Source organism: Roseovarius sp. MBR-6, assembly GCF_040547525.1.
GTDB lineage: Bacteria > Pseudomonadota > Alphaproteobacteria > Rhodobacterales > Rhodobacteraceae > Roseovarius.
Genome location: NZ_JBEPPW010000010.1, coordinates 65,587 through 81,689 on the forward strand (window position 1 = coordinate 65,587; position 16,103 = coordinate 81,689).

Here is a 16,103-nt window from a genome sequence, read left to right on the forward strand (position 1 = left end):
ACGTATCACGCCTTGGTTGGGTCAGTGATCCATATCCGTCGACGTCATTCGGCCGCGCGCAAGGGGGGATCGGACCGCGCGGCCGGCACAGTCGCCACATCCTCGGGGCGCGGCGATTCGGCGTCGATATCCTCGTAATGGCCTGATTGCCCGGCGCGCTCGTCCGGCCACAGGATTTCCGCTTGCCGCATGCGCCGTGCGGCATGGTTGAGCGCCCAGTCGCGCGCCGCCGCGCTCGACCGGCCCAGCGACAGCGCCGAGAGCGCCCGCGCGACCCAGAGCACATAGGTCGTGGCCCAGACGCGAAGCGCCAGCAGCGCGGGCGTGAATATGAGCGTCAGCACGGTGGCGATGCCGAGGCCGAACACCACCGCTGTTGCCAGTTGCTTCCACCAGAGCGCGGTGGGGCTGTCGAAACTGTAGCCGCCATTGACGAAATCGAGGCTGAGCCCGAACATCATCGGTGCAAGCCCCGCCATGGTGGTGATCGTCGTGAGCAGCACCGGCCGGATGCGGTCCTGTGCGGTGCGGGTAATGGCGGTCACGCGCGGCATGTAGCGCGCGTATTCCTGATAGGTGTCGATCAGCACGATATTGTTGTTCACCACGATACCCGCCAATGCCACGATGCCGGTGCCGGTCATGATGATGGAAAACGGCTGGTTCATCACCAGCATCCCCACCAGGACGCCCGTGGTCGAGAGCACGACGGCGAGCAGCACGAGAACCGCGTTATAAACGCTGTTGAACTGCGCCAGCAGGATGATGAACATGAGGCCAAGCGCACCGGCAAACGCCTTTTGCAGGAAGGCACCCGATTCCTCCTGATCCTCCTGGTCGCCGGTCCATTCATAGCTGATGCCCGCAGGCAGCACGCCGCTCTCGAGCCAGTCCGTCAGCCGCTCGATCCGCTCGTTGGCGGTGAGCGGCACGCGGCGCTCATTGCCCTGCGCGTCGCGGATGGTGGCGCTCAGCCCGTCCTGCACCGCCGCCTTGATATCGAAAAACCGGGTCTGGTCGATCCGGTCGATCTGGGCAAGCTGCTGCACCGGCTTGCGGGTGATGAAATTCGACAGCGGCACCAACCCGTTCGGCGTGGTCACCTTGAGCGCGTCGAGGGTCGAGAGCACACGATCATTCTCCGGCAGGCGCACGCGGATTTCCACCTCCTCGTCGCTGCCGGGGATGCGCATCGTGTCAAGCAGCACGCCGCGCGTCACAAGCTGCACCATGATGCCCACGGTCGCCACATCGGCACCGTAGCGGCCCGCGCGTTCCACGTCCACGTCGATCTGCCAGTCGATGCCGGGCAGGGGCAGCGTGTCCTCGATCTGGTGCAGCCCGGTTGTCGCTTCGAACTCTGCGCGCGCCTCCTCGGTAAAACGCATGAGCGTGTCCCAGTCGTCACCCCTTATGCGCAGATGCACGGGCTTGGCGGAGGCGGGGCCGCGCGACTGGCCGAGGATCTCGATCTTGATGCCGGGGATCTGTTCCAGGTCGGCGGTCAACTGGTCGATCACCGCGTTGCCGTCAAAGGACGGGTCGATCATGCTGCGCCGCACGGCGATATCCGTGAAGGGCAGGGTGAACCATGTCTCCATCACCTGCGGGCGTTTTTCCCAGGGGATCGTTTCGAACTGCACCTGGCCGATGGTGTCGCGCGGCGGCTGCGCACCGCCGGTGTTGTTGTTGAGCCCGCCATCGCCGGCAAAGGCAAACACCGTCTCGACGCCGGGATGGGCGCGCACGATCTCCTCGACCTGATTGACGAGCGCATCCTTTTGCCCGATCGACAGGTTTCCGCGACCGCGCACATAGACGATGGCCTGTTCCGGCTCGGTATCGACAAAGAACTGCGTGCCGTTGTTGTTGTTCACGTAGAACATCAACACCGAGCCGACGAGCACGAAAACCGCGCCGAAGGCCACCAGCGGCATGACCGGATTGCCGACGATGGCGTGGATCATCCAGCCAAAGGCCGACCGGCGATAGCCCGCCGCGACACGCGGCTTGCGGCCGGGCAGCAGCGACCGGCCAAGAGCGCGCAGCGCTTTGCCGCAGCGGCGCGGAATCGCCATCAGGGCCAGCAGCACCGCGATCACCGCGCCCACGCCCGCACCGATCAGCGCCACCACCCCCAGACCGAGGCCAAAGACCGTGATCAGTGTCGGCAGGACCGAGCCGAGGATTGCGGCCCCGTCCATCTGGCCAAAGCGCGCGCCGATCTCGGCCAGAAGCACCGGCACGCCGCGCCCCGCCAGCAGCGCCGCCCCGGCCGCCAGCGGAAAGAGCAGCACATGCCACAGCCAGAAGCCGCCCGCGATCGCCCCGGTGCGTTCGGAAAACCACCGCTCCAGCCGCCCCGTCACCCCGCCCAGAACCGGCAGGTAGACCAGCGCCACCAGAAGCGAGGCCGAGAGCACGAAAATCAGCGTGATCGGCAGCATCCCCATGAATTGCCCCGGCACACCGGGCCAGAACAGCATCGGCAGAAAGGCGCAAAGCGTCGTGGCGGTGGAGCTGACCACCGGCCAGAACATGCGTTTGGCGGCGCCGACATAGGCGTGCATCGGGCCTTCGCCCTCGGCAATGCGCTTGTCGGCATATTCCACCACCACGATGGCCCCGTCGACCAGCATCCCCACGGCAAGGATCAGTCCGAACATCACGATGTTGGAGACCGACACACCCATCACGGCAAGCATCGCAAAGGTCAGCAGGAACGAGGTCGGAATGGCGAACCCCACCAGAATGGCAGGCCGGATGCCAAGGGCTGCCAGCGTCACGATCATCACCAGCGCAATGGCGGTCAGCACCGAGCCTTCAAGCTGGCTCACCATCGAGCCCACGGTGCGCGACTGGTCGTTGGAGGCCCCGACCGAGACCACGGCGCGCAATTCCTGCGGCCAGCGCGTTTCCGCCTCGGCCACGGTGCGGCGCACCAGAGCGGCGGTGTCGATGATGTTGAAGCCCTTGCGCTTCACGACCTGAAGCGCGACCGTCGTCTCACCGTCAAAACGCGCGGTGCCGACCCGGTCCTCGAAGGTGAGGTTGATCGTGGCGATATCGCCCAGCCGCACGATCCGGTCGCCATTGGTCTTGATCGGCAATTGGTAGATGTCGCGCGTTTCCTCGAAAGAGGCGGGGATCTTGACCGCGAATGTGCCCTGCGCGCTGTCCACCTCGCCCGCCGGGATCAACTGGTTGTTGTTCTGCACCGCGTTGATCAGGTCGAGCGCGGTGACATTGTAGGATTCAAGCTTGAGCGGGTCGATCACCACCTCGACCATCTCGTCGCGGCTGCCCGCGATGCCGGCCTCGAGCACCGGCTCGAGCGCCTCGAGCGTGTCCTGCAAATCCTTGGCCAGCCGCGTCATGGTCCGTTCGGGCACCGGGCCGGACAGGTTGACGATGATGATCGGGAACTCGCTGAAATTCACCTCGTTGATGGTGTATTTCTCGAATCCTTCGGGAAATTCGGCCTCGGCCTTGTCCATCGCGTCGCGCACATCGGCAAGGATCTGCGTCTTGTCCCAGCCGAACTCGAACTCGAGCGCCACGCCGCCGAAATTCTCGGACGCGGTGCCGGTCATCTTCTTGAGCCCGTCGAGATCGCTCAGTTCGGTCTCCATCGGCTTGACCAGAAGCTTTTCGCTGTCCTCGGCCGAGATGCCGGGAAAGGGCACGGTGATGAAGAGCGCAGGGATCTCGATATCCGGCTCGCCCTCCTTGGGCAGGCTGACATAGGCCATGGTGCCCGCCAGCACCGAGAGCACCACAAAGGCCAGCACCATGCGCGCGCGCGAGGCGGCCCAGTCGACGATGCCCGTCATTGGCCAAGCTCCTGATAGACAGGCTCGACCGGCACGCCGTCGGTGACGTATTCCTGACCGATCACGATGATGTCGGCGCGCTCCGGCAAGCCTGTCAGCCAGATGCCGGTAGGCGTGTCGCGCAGGAGCGTAACGGGCGCAAAGCGCGCGGTCCTGTCGGCGTCCACCGTCCGCAGGCCAAGCGTGCCCGCGTCATCGAGCGTCAGCGCCGATTGCGGCACCAGATGGGCCATGCGCCCTTCGGCGGTGATGCCGATTTCGGCGGTCTCGCCGTCGCGCAGCGTCAGGTCGGGGTTGGGCACGCGGACATCCACGCGAAAGGTGCGGGTCGCGGGATCGGCCGAGCGCCCGACAAAGCTGACCTTGCCCGCGACCTCGTGGCCCGAGATGGTGCGCGCCGTGGCGGGCGCCCCCTCGATCACGCGCGCCACGTCCATTTCCGAGACAAAGCCGACAAGCGTGATCGGGTCGAGTTGCAGCACCGTGGCGCAGAGCGCGCCGGGTTGCAGCAGGCTGCCCAGTTCGGCGGTGTCGGTTTCGAGCACGCCGGAAAACGGCGCGCTGATGGTCAGGCGGCGGATTTCCTCCTCGGCGGCGGTCACGCCCGCGCGGGCGGCCTCGATATTGGCCTGTGCCGATCCGAGACCTGAACGCGCCCCCTCCACGCCCGCTTCGGCGGCGCGCAGCGCGGCGCGGGTCGCGGCCACGCGGGTTTGCGACGCAAAGCCCGACCCAACCAGACTATCGGCGGCCTTGTAATTGATCTCGGCCTCTTCCAGATCGGCCTGCGCCTCTTCGATGCGCGCGCGCGCCTCGGGCAGCCGCGCCTCGGTTTCGGCCAGCCGGGCGCGCGCCTCGGCAAGGGCCGCCTGCCGCGCGCCGGGATCGAGACGGCAAAGCATGTCGCCCGCTTCGACAAAAGCCCCCCGGCGGTGCGGTTCGGAAATCACGAGGCCCGAGGTTTCGGCGCGCAATTCAACCGTGCGGTCGGCCTCGGTGCGCCCGCGCAACAGCACCGCGCTATCCACCTCGCGCGCCTCCGAGCGCTGCACCACCACGCGCATGATCTGCTCAGGCGTGTCGTTCCGGGGCGCGGTCTCATCTGTGGCGGTATCCTCGGGGCCGGGGATCATCGCCACCAGCCGCTCGCGCTCGAACACGAAAGCATAGATCGCGGCGGCAACAACAAGGGCAATGAGGACGGGCAAAAGGCGCATTTTCGATCTTTCAAACTCTTGTCAGCCACGACCGTGACGCAGCCCGTATTCGGCTTCAACACGTAATACGCTGAACCAACCAGTTCAGATTAAATCTTTTCCGGGCGAGTCACAAGGGAGTCTTGTTTTGTGCACCACCCGTGATTGACGATAGGTGACTAAAACAGTAAGCCTTTGATCGCGAAAGCCTGACAAAAGGAATCAGATATGAAGCCCTCCGCCCTTATGTTCGCCTGCGCCCTCGCTTTTCTGCCTGCCGGGCTGGCCCATGCCTCGAATGTCGAGACCAAGCGCGCCTTGCCGCGCGTCGAAGCGGTCAACCTCGATGACGCGCGCATGACCTATGAGATCTACGAGACCAGCATCGAGCACGCCGACCTGTCCGGCTGTCCCGAGGGGATCGACACGGCGCGCCATTTCTGCCGCCTCACCCTGGCCGCCGAGCGCGCGCATGTTTTCGTTTTTGCCCTCGATGGGGATCAGCCGCTGGTCGCGGTGCAGTCCTACGATCTGGACGCGGGCCTGCCGGGGTTCTGATCCGGTCACCCGGCCAGTTGCACCGTGATCTCGTCGATCACCTTCAGCCAGGTCTCGACCGGCTGACAGCCGGGCAGGGCGTGCTGGCCATTGACGATGAAGGTCGGCACGCCGGTAATGCCCATCTTGCGGAACCGGGCGTCGCGCTCACTGATCTCGGCGCGGTCCGCGTCTGACGCAAGCAATCGGCTGATGAGCGCCGCATCAAGCGCGAGGCTGTCGGCGATATCGGCCAGCACCTCGTGATCGCCGATGTCGCGCCCCTCCTCGAAATAGGCGCGGAAAAGCGCCATCGCCAAGCGGTCCTGACAATTCTCGACCTCGGCCCAGTGCAGCAGGCGATGCGCGTCGAGCGTGTTGGGCGTGCGCGGGATGGCGGCAAAGTCGATCGAAAGCCCCGCCGCCTCGGCGCGTTCCAGCACCGGCGCATAGGCGCGGATCGCCCCCTCGCGCCCGCCGAACTTGCCCTCAAGGTAGGCCTTCCGGTCCATCCCGCCTTCGGGCATGTCGGGGTTGAGCTGGAACGGCTGCCAATGGATCTCGAACGGATGATCGGGGCGCTCGGCCAGCGCCTGATCGAGCAGGGTCTTGCCGATATAGCACCACGGGCAGATCGGATCGGAAATGATGTCAAGCCGGATCATCGAGAGCCTCATAGATCGGCCGCAGGGCGCGGCGCAGGAGTTTTCCGTTGGCCCCCGTGGGCAGGCTCTTCACGTGGAAGAAGCCGCGAGGGCATTTATAACCCGCCAGCCGCGCGCGGGCATGGGCGTCGAGCGTCGCGGGATCAAGCGGCGCGGGGCCAGTATAGAAGGCCATGATCACGCGCGCATCCTCTTTCACGGCAATATCCGTCACCGCCACCTGTGTCACGCCGGGGCAGGTGGCCAGCGCCGCCTCCACCTCGAGCGGCGAGACGCGGTAGCCGCCCGCGTTCATCATGTCGTCGGCGCGCCCCAGATAGGTGATCGCGCCATCTTCGGCCATCGCCCCCAGATCGCCGGTGAGGAACCAGTCGCCATTGAATTTCGCCGCCGTCGCCTCCGGCGCGCCCATGTAGCCCAGCATCAGGCCGGGATCGGAGCGGTGAACGGCGATGGTGCCCTCCGCGCCATGGGCCACCGGGCCGCGCTCGCCCATGATCGCCACGCGTCGCCCCGCCTGCGGGCGTCCCAGCGTGCCGGGGGGCGCGGGGCGTGCGGGGCTGCCGGAGATGAAGGTGGAGCATTCCGACATGCCGTAGGCTTCGTGAATGGCCGTGCCCGTCGCCGCCTGCCAGCGGTCGCGGATCGCCTCCGAGAGCTTTTCGCCCGCGGCAAGCCCGTGGCGCAGGCGGGGCAGGGACAGCGCGCCATCCCGCTTCAACATCTTCCTGTAAACCCCCGGTGCAGCGGCAAAAATCGTGGCTTCGTGACGCTTGAGCAGAAGCGGCAGTTGTTCGGGCGTCACCTCGGGCGCGGGGATAAGCGCGGTCGCGCCCATGGTCCAGGGATCCATCAGCCCGGTGCCGAGGGTAAAGGTCCAGTTGAACGCGCCCGCATGGCAGAGCCGGTCATCCGCGCAGAGGCCATACCAGCCGTCATACATCATCTGCCGCGCCCAGATCGCCCGATGCGCGTGGCAAACCGCGCGCGGCGTGCCCGACGTGCCGGAGGTGTAGATGATGTAGGCCAGCCGGTCGGGATCGCCCATATGGTAATCGGCGGGCGGCAGCGCGCGCATGGCGTCAAGCGCGGCCTCGTCCAGCACCGGAATCGCGGTCTCGGGGCAGGCCACGCCCGCGCCGCGCAGGATCAGCCGGGGCGCGGTTGTGCCGATGATTCCCGTCACCTCGGGCGCAGTCAGCTGGCTCGAGGTCGGGATCGGCACCAGCCCGACGGCAATCGCACCCAGATAGGCGATGGGAAACTCCACCGTATTCCCCAGCCGCATCAGCACCCGGTCGCCGGGCACAAGGCCCTGCGCCAGAAGCCCGGCACCGGTGCCGCGCACGGCGGCCGCAAGCCGCGCATAGCTCCAGCGTTCCGCCCCCGAGGCGTGCAGAATCGCCAGCGCCACCTTTTCGCTCCGGACGTGCGCGCGCGCCAGCACATGCGCGGCCAGGTTGAAGGGCGCGGGGCAGGGCGGTGGCGGGCCTTGGTCGAAAATCGCGGTCATGGCTTCGGATTAGGCAGGCGACGCGGAGGTTACAAGCGGATTGATGCGCGGGGCGGTGTCGTTTTTGTCATCTGTCGGCCCCGTTTGCGGCCTTCAGTTTGTTGTTCGGGACCACCGGGGCACCATTGGTAGGTCCGCGCGGTCCGCGCGCAGGATCACGCACATCGTGGCGTGCTGTCTGTGGTCTTCTGCAATGCGGCAATTTCTTGCTGATATGGAAATAAACGAAACAAACCCTTTTAAGAAGATCACTTACTTGTTACATGTGCCGCATAGGTGGTGGTTGGCCATGAGTAGCGATTTACATCGGCGATTTTGCCGAAATTTTGCTGAAATAGGTATGGTTAATTGGGGGATATTACTTTGAAACATGATCCGTTTCCGAGCGACGCGCCGTTCGTGTCTGAGTCGCTTTTCGAAACCCGGCCATTTTCTCTATACGCCCGTGTCGGAAAGCCCGCTTTTGACATCTTGGTCAGCGTTGCACTGCTGCCCGTTCTTGCCGTGTGCTCTGTTGTTCTGTTGGTGTTGAATCCGTTCTTCAACAGGGGTCCGCTGCTGTTCGTTCAACCGCGGATGGGACGGGACTGCTCGGCTTTCGGCGCGATCAAGTTCCGCACGATGGTGCCAGCCGCGCGGATCACGCGACAGGCGGATGATCCGCTCGAACAGCATCGGATCACGCCGCTCGGGCAAGTGCTCCGCAAGATGCGTATCGACGAATTGCCCCAGATCATCAACGTGCTGCGTGGCGAGATGAGCCTGATCGGTCCGCGACCGGACTACTTCCATCATGCCCGCAAGTACATGCGCGTTGTTCCCGGCTATCGCCGCCGCCATTCCGTGCGCCCCGGCATCAGCGGGCTGGCGCAGACCGACCTTGGCTATGTCGATTCGACCGAAGGGACGTTCCTGAAAGTCAAACTTGACCTGCACTATGTCGACAACCTCAGCCCGAAAATGGACGCCTACGTGTTCTGGCGCACATTGGTGACGGTGTTCGGGCGCAGGGGCTGCTGACTCACACCGCCGTTATACGCTGCCAGCCGACCATACGTGCGCGAAACCAGGTGCGCTGCCGCTTGGCATATTGGCGCGTGGCGGTGATGGCGGCGGTGCGCGCCTCGTCCAGCGTGATCTCTCCGCGAAGATGCGCGATCAGGTCCGGCGCGCCGATGGCCTGCGCGGCGGGGCGCGCGGCGTCCCAACCCGCGAGATTGGCCCGCGCCTCGTCAAGCGCGCCGCGCGCGAGCATCGCGTCAAAGCGGCGCTCGATGCGCGGATCGAGCCAGTCCTTCGGGGCGTCCACCAATAGGGCCGTCACCGTGTTCAGCGGCAGAAGTGGTGGCGGCGTCGCCGCCTGCCAGGCGGCCAGTCCCTGCCCGGTGGCGGCCTGCACCTCCCAGGCGCGCTGCACCCGTCGGGGATTGGCCCGGTCGATGCGCGCGCGGGTTGCTGGATCGAGCGTGTCCAGAAGCGCGCGAAGGCCCTGCTCCGTCAGAAGCCGGTCGGCCTCGGCGCGGATCTCGGGCGGGGTTTCGGGGATCTCGGCCAGCCCCTCGGTCAGCGCCGAAAAATAAAGTCCGGTGCCCCCCACGATCACCGGACGTGCGCCCGTGCCCAGAAGCGCGCGCACCTCGCGCAACCAGTGGCCCACCGAATAGTCCTGCTCCACGCCGACATGGCCATAAAGCCGGTGCGGCAGCGCGGCCTCCTCCTCGGGCGAGGGCCGCGCCGACAGAACCCGCCAGTTGGCATAGACCTGCAACGCATCGGCATTGACGATCACGCCGCCCTGCGCACGCACGATGTCCATGGCCAGCGCCGATTTTCCGCTGGCGGTGGGGCCAGCGATCAGCACCGGACGCGCGGGGTTTGTGTCATCCATGACGCTCATGCGCGCGCCCTAGCCGAAATCCGCGCGGCTGGCGAGGGGTGCCGCGCTTTCCGCGATTGCACCTGTCCGCTATTTCCGACATTTTGCGCGCGATAACAACAATGGCGGAGAGCAAGCGCATGAGCGAAACCGACACCCCAAAAGCCCGGTTCAGCCGAGTGATGCTCAAGATTTCCGGCGAGGCGCTGATGGGGGATCTGGGTTACGGCCTGCACCCGCCCACGGTCGAGCGCATCGCGCAGGAGGTCAAGTCCGTCCATGATCTGGGCGTCGAGATCTGCATGGTGATCGGCGGCGGCAACATCTTTCGCGGCCTTCAGGGCAGCGCGCAGGGGATGGAGCGCACCACCGCCGATTACATGGGGATGCTGGCCACGGTGATGAACGCGCTGGCCATGCAATCGGCGATGGAGCGGGTCGGCGTGTTCTGCCGGGTGATTACGGCTATCCGCATGGACGAGGTGGCAGAGCCCTATATCCGCCGGCGCGCCGTGCGCCACCTTGAGAAAAAGCGCGTCTGCATCTTCGCCGCGGGCACCGGCAACCCCTATTTCACCACCGACACGGCGGCCACGCTGCGCGCCAATGAAATGGCCTGCGAGGCGATCTTCAAGGGCACCAAGGTGGACGGGGTCTATGACAAGGACCCGATGAAACACGCGGACGCCAAACGCTATGACCGCGTCACCTATGACGAGGTGCTGGCAAAGCATCTGGGCGTGATGGATGCCTCCGCCATTGCGCTCGCGCGCGACAACAACCTGCCGATCATCGTCTTCTCGCTCGACGAGCCGGGCGGATTTCGCGGCATTCTCGCCGGAGAGGGCACCTATACAACGGTGCATGGCTGAGGTTAAACAGGGGCGGTATTCCTCGCTCAAGAAGGACAGGGAAACGATATGGCGGACTATCTGGAAATAGACACGGACGACCTCGAGCGTCGGATGGCCGGTGCGATGGGCGCGCTCAAGACGGAATTTGCCTCGTTGCGCACGGGCCGCGCCTCGGCCTCGATGCTGGAGCCGGTGATGGTCGATGCCTATGGCCAGATGACGCCCATCAACCAGGTCGGCACCGTCAACGTGCCCGAGCCGCGCATGGTCACCATCAATGTCTGGGACAAGGGCCTGGTGAACAAGGTCGAGAAGGCCATCCGCGAGAGCGGGCTGGGCATCAATCCGCAGCTCAACGGCACGATCATCATGCTGCCCATTCCCGAATTGAACGAAGAGCGCCGCCGCGAGTTGACCAAGGTCGCCTCGCAATATGCCGAACATGCCCGCGTTGCCGTGCGCAACGTGCGCCGCGACGGCATGGACCAGATCAAGAAGGCCAAGGCAGACGGCATGTCCGAGGACGACCAGAAGCTGTGGGAAGGCGAGGTTCAGGCGCTCACCGACCGCTATATCAAGCTGGTTGACGAGGCGCTCGAGCACAAGCAAGCCGAGATCATGCAGGTCTGATGAAAAAGGTGGTGCCCATGGCGAGCAAGGGGGCCGGGAAGGCCGGGCCGCGCCATGTGGCGATCATCATGGACGGCAACGGGCGCTGGGCGCAAAAACGCGGTCGCCCGCGCCTGTTCGGTCATCACGCCGGCGCGCGCCGGGTGCGCGAGATCGTCGAGGCCTGTCCCGGTCTGGGTGTCAAGTATCTGACGATCTTTGCCTTTTCGACGGAGAACTGGAAGCGCACCCAGACCGAGGTGGCGGGGCTGATGACCCTGTTTCGCCGCTACATCATGAAGGAAATGCAGGATTTCGTGCGCGAGAACGTGCGCGTGCGGTTTATCGGCGATCGCCCCCGGCTGGAGTTGCGTCTGCGCTCGGTGATGGAAGAGGCCGAGGCGATGACCGAGCATTGCACCGGCACCAACCTCACCATCGCGCTCAATTACGGCGGACGCGACGAGGTGGCGCGCGCCACCAAACGGCTTGCACGGGATGTGGCCGAGGGGCGGCTCGATCCCGAAACCGTGGATGAAGAGACGCTGCCGCGCTATCTTGATACCCGCGTGTTGCCCGACCCCGACCTCGTGATACGCACGAGCGGCGAGGCGCGGATCTCGAATTTCCTGCTCTGGCAATCGGCCTATTCGGAATACGAGTTCATCGACACGCTCTGGCCCGATTTCACCCGCGAGATCTTTGCCTCGGTCCTCTCGCAATACGGCGCGCGCGAGAGGCGCTTCGGGGCAGTTGGCGCATGAGTGCAAAATGGGGTGATCTTGCGCCGCGTCTGGCGTCGGGCGTGGCGATGGCGGCGGTCGGCCTTGGCGCGGTCTGGGCGGGCGGTCTCATCTTTGCGGAACTGGTCACGCTTCTGGCCGGTCTGCTGATGTGGGAGGCGGCGCGCCTTTTCGGCGCGCCGGATGCCGTGCGCTCGGGCATTCTCGGCGCGGTGGCGGTGGCGCTGGCGTTGTGGCTGCCGGGGCTCTTCGTGGTGCCGCTGCTGGTCGCGGCCGTGCTGGTGGCGGCGGGCAGTATCGACCGCGCGCGCGGCCCGTTTGCGGCGCTGGCCCTCTGGGCGCTTCTCGGGGCCTGGATCATGGGCATGTTGCGCGCCGAGGCGGGGCTCGTGTGGGTGCTCTGGCTGGTGGCCATCGTGGTGGTCTCGGATGTGGCGGGCTATTTCGCGGGCAAGGCCCTCGGGGGGCCGAAATTCTGGCCGCGCATCAGCCCGAAAAAGACCTGGTCCGGCACGGCTGCGGGCTGGATCGGGGCGGGCCTCGTCGGCGCGCTGTTCGCGGGGCCGACCGGGGCGGGCGCGGCGCTTGTGCCGGTCTCTGTCCTCGTGGGCTTTGCCGGACAGATGGGCGACATCGCCGAGAGCGCGGCCAAGCGGATGCAGGGCGTCAAGGACAGCTCCAACCTCATTCCCGGTCATGGCGGCGTGCTTGACCGGTTCGACGCGATGCTGGGCGCGGCGCTGATGGCGGGGCTCTTGCACGCGACGGGTCTTTTGCCGGGGGCGGCATGAGGCGGGTCTCGATCCTGGGCGCGACCGGCTCCATCGGGCAGAGCACCATCGACCTCATCGCGCGCGCGCCCGGTGAGTATGACGTGGTGGCGCTCACCGGCGGGCAGAATATCGCGCGGCTGGCGGCGGATGCGCGGGCGCTCGGGGCCGAGGTGGCCGTCACCGCCGACGAGGCGCTCTTGCCCGATCTGCGCGCCGCGCTTGCGGGGTCGGGCGTGGCGGCCGCCGCCGGGCGCGCGGCGCTGATCGAGGCGGCGGCGCGGCCCGCCGATTGGGTCATGTCGGCCATCGTCGGCGCGGCGGGGCTGGCACCGGGGCTGGTGGCGCTCGAACAGGGTGCCACGCTGGCGCTGGCCAACAAGGAATCGCTGGTCACGGCGGGGCCGCTGGTGCTGGAAACGGCGCGGCGCCACGGCGCGCGCCTTCTGCCGGTGGACAGCGAGCATTCGGCGATCTTTCAGGCGCTGGCGGGCGCGGATGCCGCTTCGGCCAGCCGCGTCATCATCACCGCCTCTGGCGGGGCGTTCCGCGACTGGCCGCTGGAGAGGCTGGCCGGGGCCACGGTGGCCGAGGCCTCATCGCACCCCAACTGGGACATGGGCCAGCGCATCACCATCGATTCGGCGTCGATGTTCAACAAGGCGCTCGAGATGATCGAGGCGCGCGAGTTCTTCGGCTTTGCGCCCGCGAAAATCGAGGTTCTGATCCACCCGCAATCTCTGGTTCATGCGCTGGTGGGCTTTGCCGATGGCGGGCTTATCGCCCATGTGGGGCCGCCCGACATGCGCCACGCCATCGGCTATGCGCTGCACTGGCCCGAGCGGCGCGCGCTGCCGGTGGAGGTGCTCGATCTTGCGGCGGCGGGCACGCTCGAATTCCGCACCCCCTGCGAGACGCGCTATCCGGCGCTGCGGCTGGCGCGCGCGGTGATGGAGGAGGGCGGGCTGGCCGGTGCCATCTTCAACGCCGCCAAGGAGCGCGCGCTTGATCATTTCATCGCCGGACGCCTCGGGTTCATGGCAATGGCACCGCTCGTTGAGACGGTGCTGGAGCGGCTTCTGGCCCTGCCCGAGGCACGGGGCGGCACGCTGACCCTTGATCGCGTGGCCCATATGGACCATCTCGCAAGGCAGTGCGCCGATCAGGCAGCAAAGAAAATCGAACAGGGATAAACTGTGGACATCATCAGCTTCCTGCCGCAATTCGGCAGTCTTTTCATGACGATCCTGGCCTTTGTGGTGGCGCTTTCGGTGATCGTGGCGGTGCACGAATACGGCCATTACATCGTCGGGCGCTGGTCGGGGATCAAGGCCGAGGTGTTTTCGCTCGGCTTTGGTCCGGTGATATTTGCGCGCACCGACCGGCACGGCACGCGCTGGCAGGTGGCGGCGCTGCCCTTTGGCGGCTACGTGAAATTTCTGGGCGATGCGGATGCGGCCAGCGGCAAGGACGGGGCCGCCATGGCCGCCATGCCACGGGAACGCCTGCGCCAGACCATGCATGGCGCGCCGCTCTGGGCGCGCACGGCAACGGTTGCGGCGGGACCGGTGTTCAACTTCATCCTGTCGATCCTCATCTTCACCGCCGTGATGATGGGTGGCGGCAAGACCGCCGATCCGCTGACCGTGGGCGCGCTCAAACCGCTGCCGGTCGAGGGCGTCACGCTGCGCCCCGGCGACGAGATCGTGACCGTCTCGGGGTTGCCCATCCCCGACCGCGAGGCCGCGGAGGCCTATGACGGGTTTCTGGACGCGCTGCCCGTGCAGCCCTTGCTTGACTACGAGGTGCGGCGCGACGGGCGGGTGCGCAGCGCCCTGGGTCCGCAGCTCATGCCGCCGCTCGTGGGCGGGCTCTCGCCGCAATCGGCGGCGTTCGATGCGGGGCTTCAGACGGGGGATGTGATCATCGCCGTGGACGGTCGGCCGGTTCATGCCTTCCGCGAACTGCGCGACATCGTCGAGGGTTCGGACGGCGCGCCGCTGGCGCTGTCGGTCTGGCGAGAGGGCGAGGATCTGGCGCTGACGCTGGTGCCGCGCCGCACCGACGAGCCGCAGCCCGAAGGCGGCTTCCAAAGCCAGTGGCGGATCGGCGTGGCGGGCGCGATGGCGTTCGAGCCTGCGACCGAGGCGCTCGGTCCGGTCGAGGCGCTCGGGCAGGCGGTGACGCAGACCGGGCAGATCATCGAGAGCTCGCTCTCGGGTCTCTATCACATGGTGACGGGCGCGATCAGCTCTTGCAACATGTCCGGCCCCATCGGCATTGCTCAGGTGTCGGGCGCGATGGCGAGCCAGGGCGCAGAGAGCTTCATCTGGTTCATTGCCGTGCTCTCGACGGCCGTCGGCCTGCTCAACCTCTTTCCTGTCCCGGTGCTCGATGGCGGGCATCTGGTGTTTTACGCCTACGAGGCCGTGGCGGGCCGCCCGCCCAGCGAACGCGCGCTGCGCGTGCTGATGACGGTGGGGCTGACGCTTATCCTGTCACTGATGCTTTTTGCGGTCTTCAACGATATCTTCTGCCCCTGAGCCATCGGCGTCATTCTGGCGGCAACAGCCCCGCCTTTGCCGCACGGCGCAACGCGCGGCTGAGCGGGCCAAGGGCGGCACCCAAAAGGCGGCTTGACTGCCAATAGAGCGCGGTGTCGAGCGGCTGGTCCTGCCTCAGGGCCACAAGACGTCCGCGCCGCAGGTCGCGCGCGATGAGGGGGTCGGGATTCATCCCCCAGCCAAGCCCGCGCCGCGCCGCCTCGGCAAAGCCATGGGCCGAGGGCAGGCGGTGGCTGGGCGGGCTGAGCGTGGCCCCGGTGGCCTGCGTGATCCAGCGGTGCTGCAACTGGTCGCGGGCGTCGAATTGCAGCATCGGCGCGGCGGCGAGCGTCGCGGCCGTGACACCATCCGCAAAGTGCCGGGCGATGAAAGCGGGACTGGCCGCGGCGATGTAGCGCAACCGTCCCAGGGGCGTCACATCGCAGCCGGGCAGGGGGGCCGCGCGCGACGTGATCGCGCCCAGAACCTCGCCGCGCATCAGCCGGTCATGGGCGGTGTCCTGATCGTCGATCACCAGGTCGAAGAGGTGCCCGTCAAGCCCCGTAAGAGCCTCGGGCAGCCATGTGGCGAGGCTGTCGGCATTGACCGCAAGCCGCAGCCGGGTCTGCGGCGGCGGGGCAAGGGCCGAGAGATCGCGCGCCAGATGCGCCTCGAGCAGCGCCACCTGATCGGCATGGGCCGCCAGCCGCTCGCCCGCGTTGGTCGCCGTGCAGGGCGCGCCGCGCCGCACAAGCTGCGCGCCGATGCGGGTTTCCAGCGCCTTGAGCCGTTGCGAGACCGCCGATTGGGTGATCCCCAGCATCCGCGCCGCGCCCTCGAAACTGCCCGATTGCAGGATGGCGCGGAGCGTGGCGAGGTGATCGGCGGGAAAGACCATTAGCAAACCTGATGCTGAATTAGATCATTGAGTTTGAGTAATGCAGCCGACCCCGCTAGGCAAGCG

At 66.5% G+C, this 16,103-nt stretch carries 14 protein-coding genes; 8 read left to right on the plus strand and 6 right to left on the minus strand.

The genetic code is table 11. The annotated features are described in order from the left end of the window. Nucleotides 1-44 precede the first annotated feature (44 nt). A complete protein-coding gene (locus ABIE57_RS13190) occupies nt 45-3,833 on the minus strand; it encodes an efflux RND transporter permease subunit (protein ID WP_354539495.1) in 3,789 nt (1,262 codons plus the stop codon). Beyond that, nucleotides 3,830-5,050 (minus strand): efflux RND transporter periplasmic adaptor subunit, encoded by a 1,221-nt coding sequence (locus ABIE57_RS13195; protein ID WP_354539496.1) that lies wholly within the window; start codon nt 5,048-5,050, stop codon nt 3,830-3,832. Before ABIE57_RS13195 ends, ABIE57_RS13190 begins: the two co-directional genes overlap by 4 nt. Before the next feature lie 207 nt (nt 5,051-5,257). Here ABIE57_RS13195 and ABIE57_RS13200 point away from each other — a divergent pair, with 207 nt between their 5' ends. Continuing rightward, a complete protein-coding gene (locus ABIE57_RS13200) occupies nt 5,258-5,587 on the plus strand; it encodes a KH domain-containing protein (protein ID WP_354539497.1) in 330 nt (109 codons plus the stop codon). A gap of 5 nt (nt 5,588-5,592) precedes the next feature. On the opposite strand, the gene ABIE57_RS13205 is transcribed toward ABIE57_RS13200, so the two are convergent. Further along, nucleotides 5,593-6,231 (minus strand): DsbA family oxidoreductase, encoded by a 639-nt coding sequence (locus tag ABIE57_RS13205; protein ID WP_354539498.1) that lies wholly within the window; start codon nt 6,229-6,231, stop codon nt 5,593-5,595. After that, entirely contained in the window at nt 6,218-7,744 is a 1,527-nt protein-coding gene (locus ABIE57_RS13210) for a class I adenylate-forming enzyme family protein (protein WP_354539499.1), read from the minus strand. The genes ABIE57_RS13205 and ABIE57_RS13210 overlap by 14 nt, the downstream gene beginning before the upstream one ends. Before the next feature lie 363 nt (nt 7,745-8,107). Here ABIE57_RS13210 and ABIE57_RS13215 point away from each other — a divergent pair, with 363 nt between their 5' ends. Beyond that, a complete protein-coding gene (locus ABIE57_RS13215; RefSeq protein ID WP_354539500.1) occupies nt 8,108-8,764 on the plus strand; it encodes a sugar transferase in 657 nt (218 codons plus the stop codon). Between the two features lies 1 nt (nt 8,765). Here ABIE57_RS13215 and miaA read toward each other — a convergent pair whose 3' ends face one another. Continuing rightward, the gene (gene miaA / locus ABIE57_RS13220) at nt 8,766-9,641 is read right to left on the minus strand and encodes a tRNA (adenosine(37)-N6)-dimethylallyltransferase MiaA (protein ID WP_354539501.1); all 876 of its coding nucleotides are present in this window, start codon (nt 9,639-9,641) and stop codon (nt 8,766-8,768) included. A 119-nt stretch (nt 9,642-9,760) separates the two neighbouring features. On the opposite strand from miaA, the gene pyrH reads away from it, so the two are divergent. From pyrH to rseP, 6 genes are read left to right on the plus strand one after another with little or no spacing between them, the layout of a single operon-like run. Next, entirely contained in the window at nt 9,761-10,492 is a 732-nt protein-coding gene (gene pyrH, locus ABIE57_RS13225; RefSeq protein WP_354539502.1) for a UMP kinase, read from the plus strand. A gap of 48 nt (nt 10,493-10,540) precedes the next feature. Beyond that, nucleotides 10,541-11,104, plus strand: a complete 564-nt coding sequence (gene frr / locus ABIE57_RS13230; protein ID WP_354539503.1) for a ribosome recycling factor — start codon at nt 10,541-10,543, stop codon at nt 11,102-11,104. A 17-nt stretch (nt 11,105-11,121) separates the two neighbouring features. Next, complete coding sequence (gene uppS / locus ABIE57_RS13235) at nt 11,122-11,847, plus strand: undecaprenyl pyrophosphate synthase (protein WP_354539504.1); 726 nt, start codon at nt 11,122-11,124, stop codon at nt 11,845-11,847. Further along, the gene (locus ABIE57_RS13240) at nt 11,844-12,617 is read left to right on the plus strand and encodes a phosphatidate cytidylyltransferase (RefSeq protein ID WP_354539505.1); all 774 of its coding nucleotides are present in this window, start codon (nt 11,844-11,846) and stop codon (nt 12,615-12,617) included. The genes uppS and ABIE57_RS13240 overlap by 4 nt, the downstream gene beginning before the upstream one ends. Continuing rightward, nucleotides 12,614-13,789: a 1-deoxy-D-xylulose-5-phosphate reductoisomerase gene (gene dxr / locus ABIE57_RS13245; protein ID WP_354539506.1), complete on the plus strand. Its 1,176-nt coding sequence runs from the start codon at nt 12,614-12,616 to the stop codon at nt 13,787-13,789. The genes ABIE57_RS13240 and dxr overlap by 4 nt, the downstream gene beginning before the upstream one ends. A 3-nt stretch (nt 13,790-13,792) precedes the next feature. Further along, entirely contained in the window at nt 13,793-15,139 is a 1,347-nt protein-coding gene (rseP, locus tag ABIE57_RS13250) for an RIP metalloprotease RseP (protein WP_354539507.1), read from the plus strand. 10 nt (nt 15,140-15,149) lie between these two features. Here the strand turns inward: rseP and ABIE57_RS13255 are convergent, their stop codons facing one another. Continuing rightward, on the minus strand, nt 15,150-16,037 hold the full coding sequence (locus tag ABIE57_RS13255) for a LysR family transcriptional regulator ArgP (RefSeq protein ID WP_354539508.1): 888 nt from the start codon (nt 16,035-16,037) through the stop codon (nt 15,150-15,152). Between the last annotated feature and the right edge of the window lie 66 nt (nt 16,038-16,103).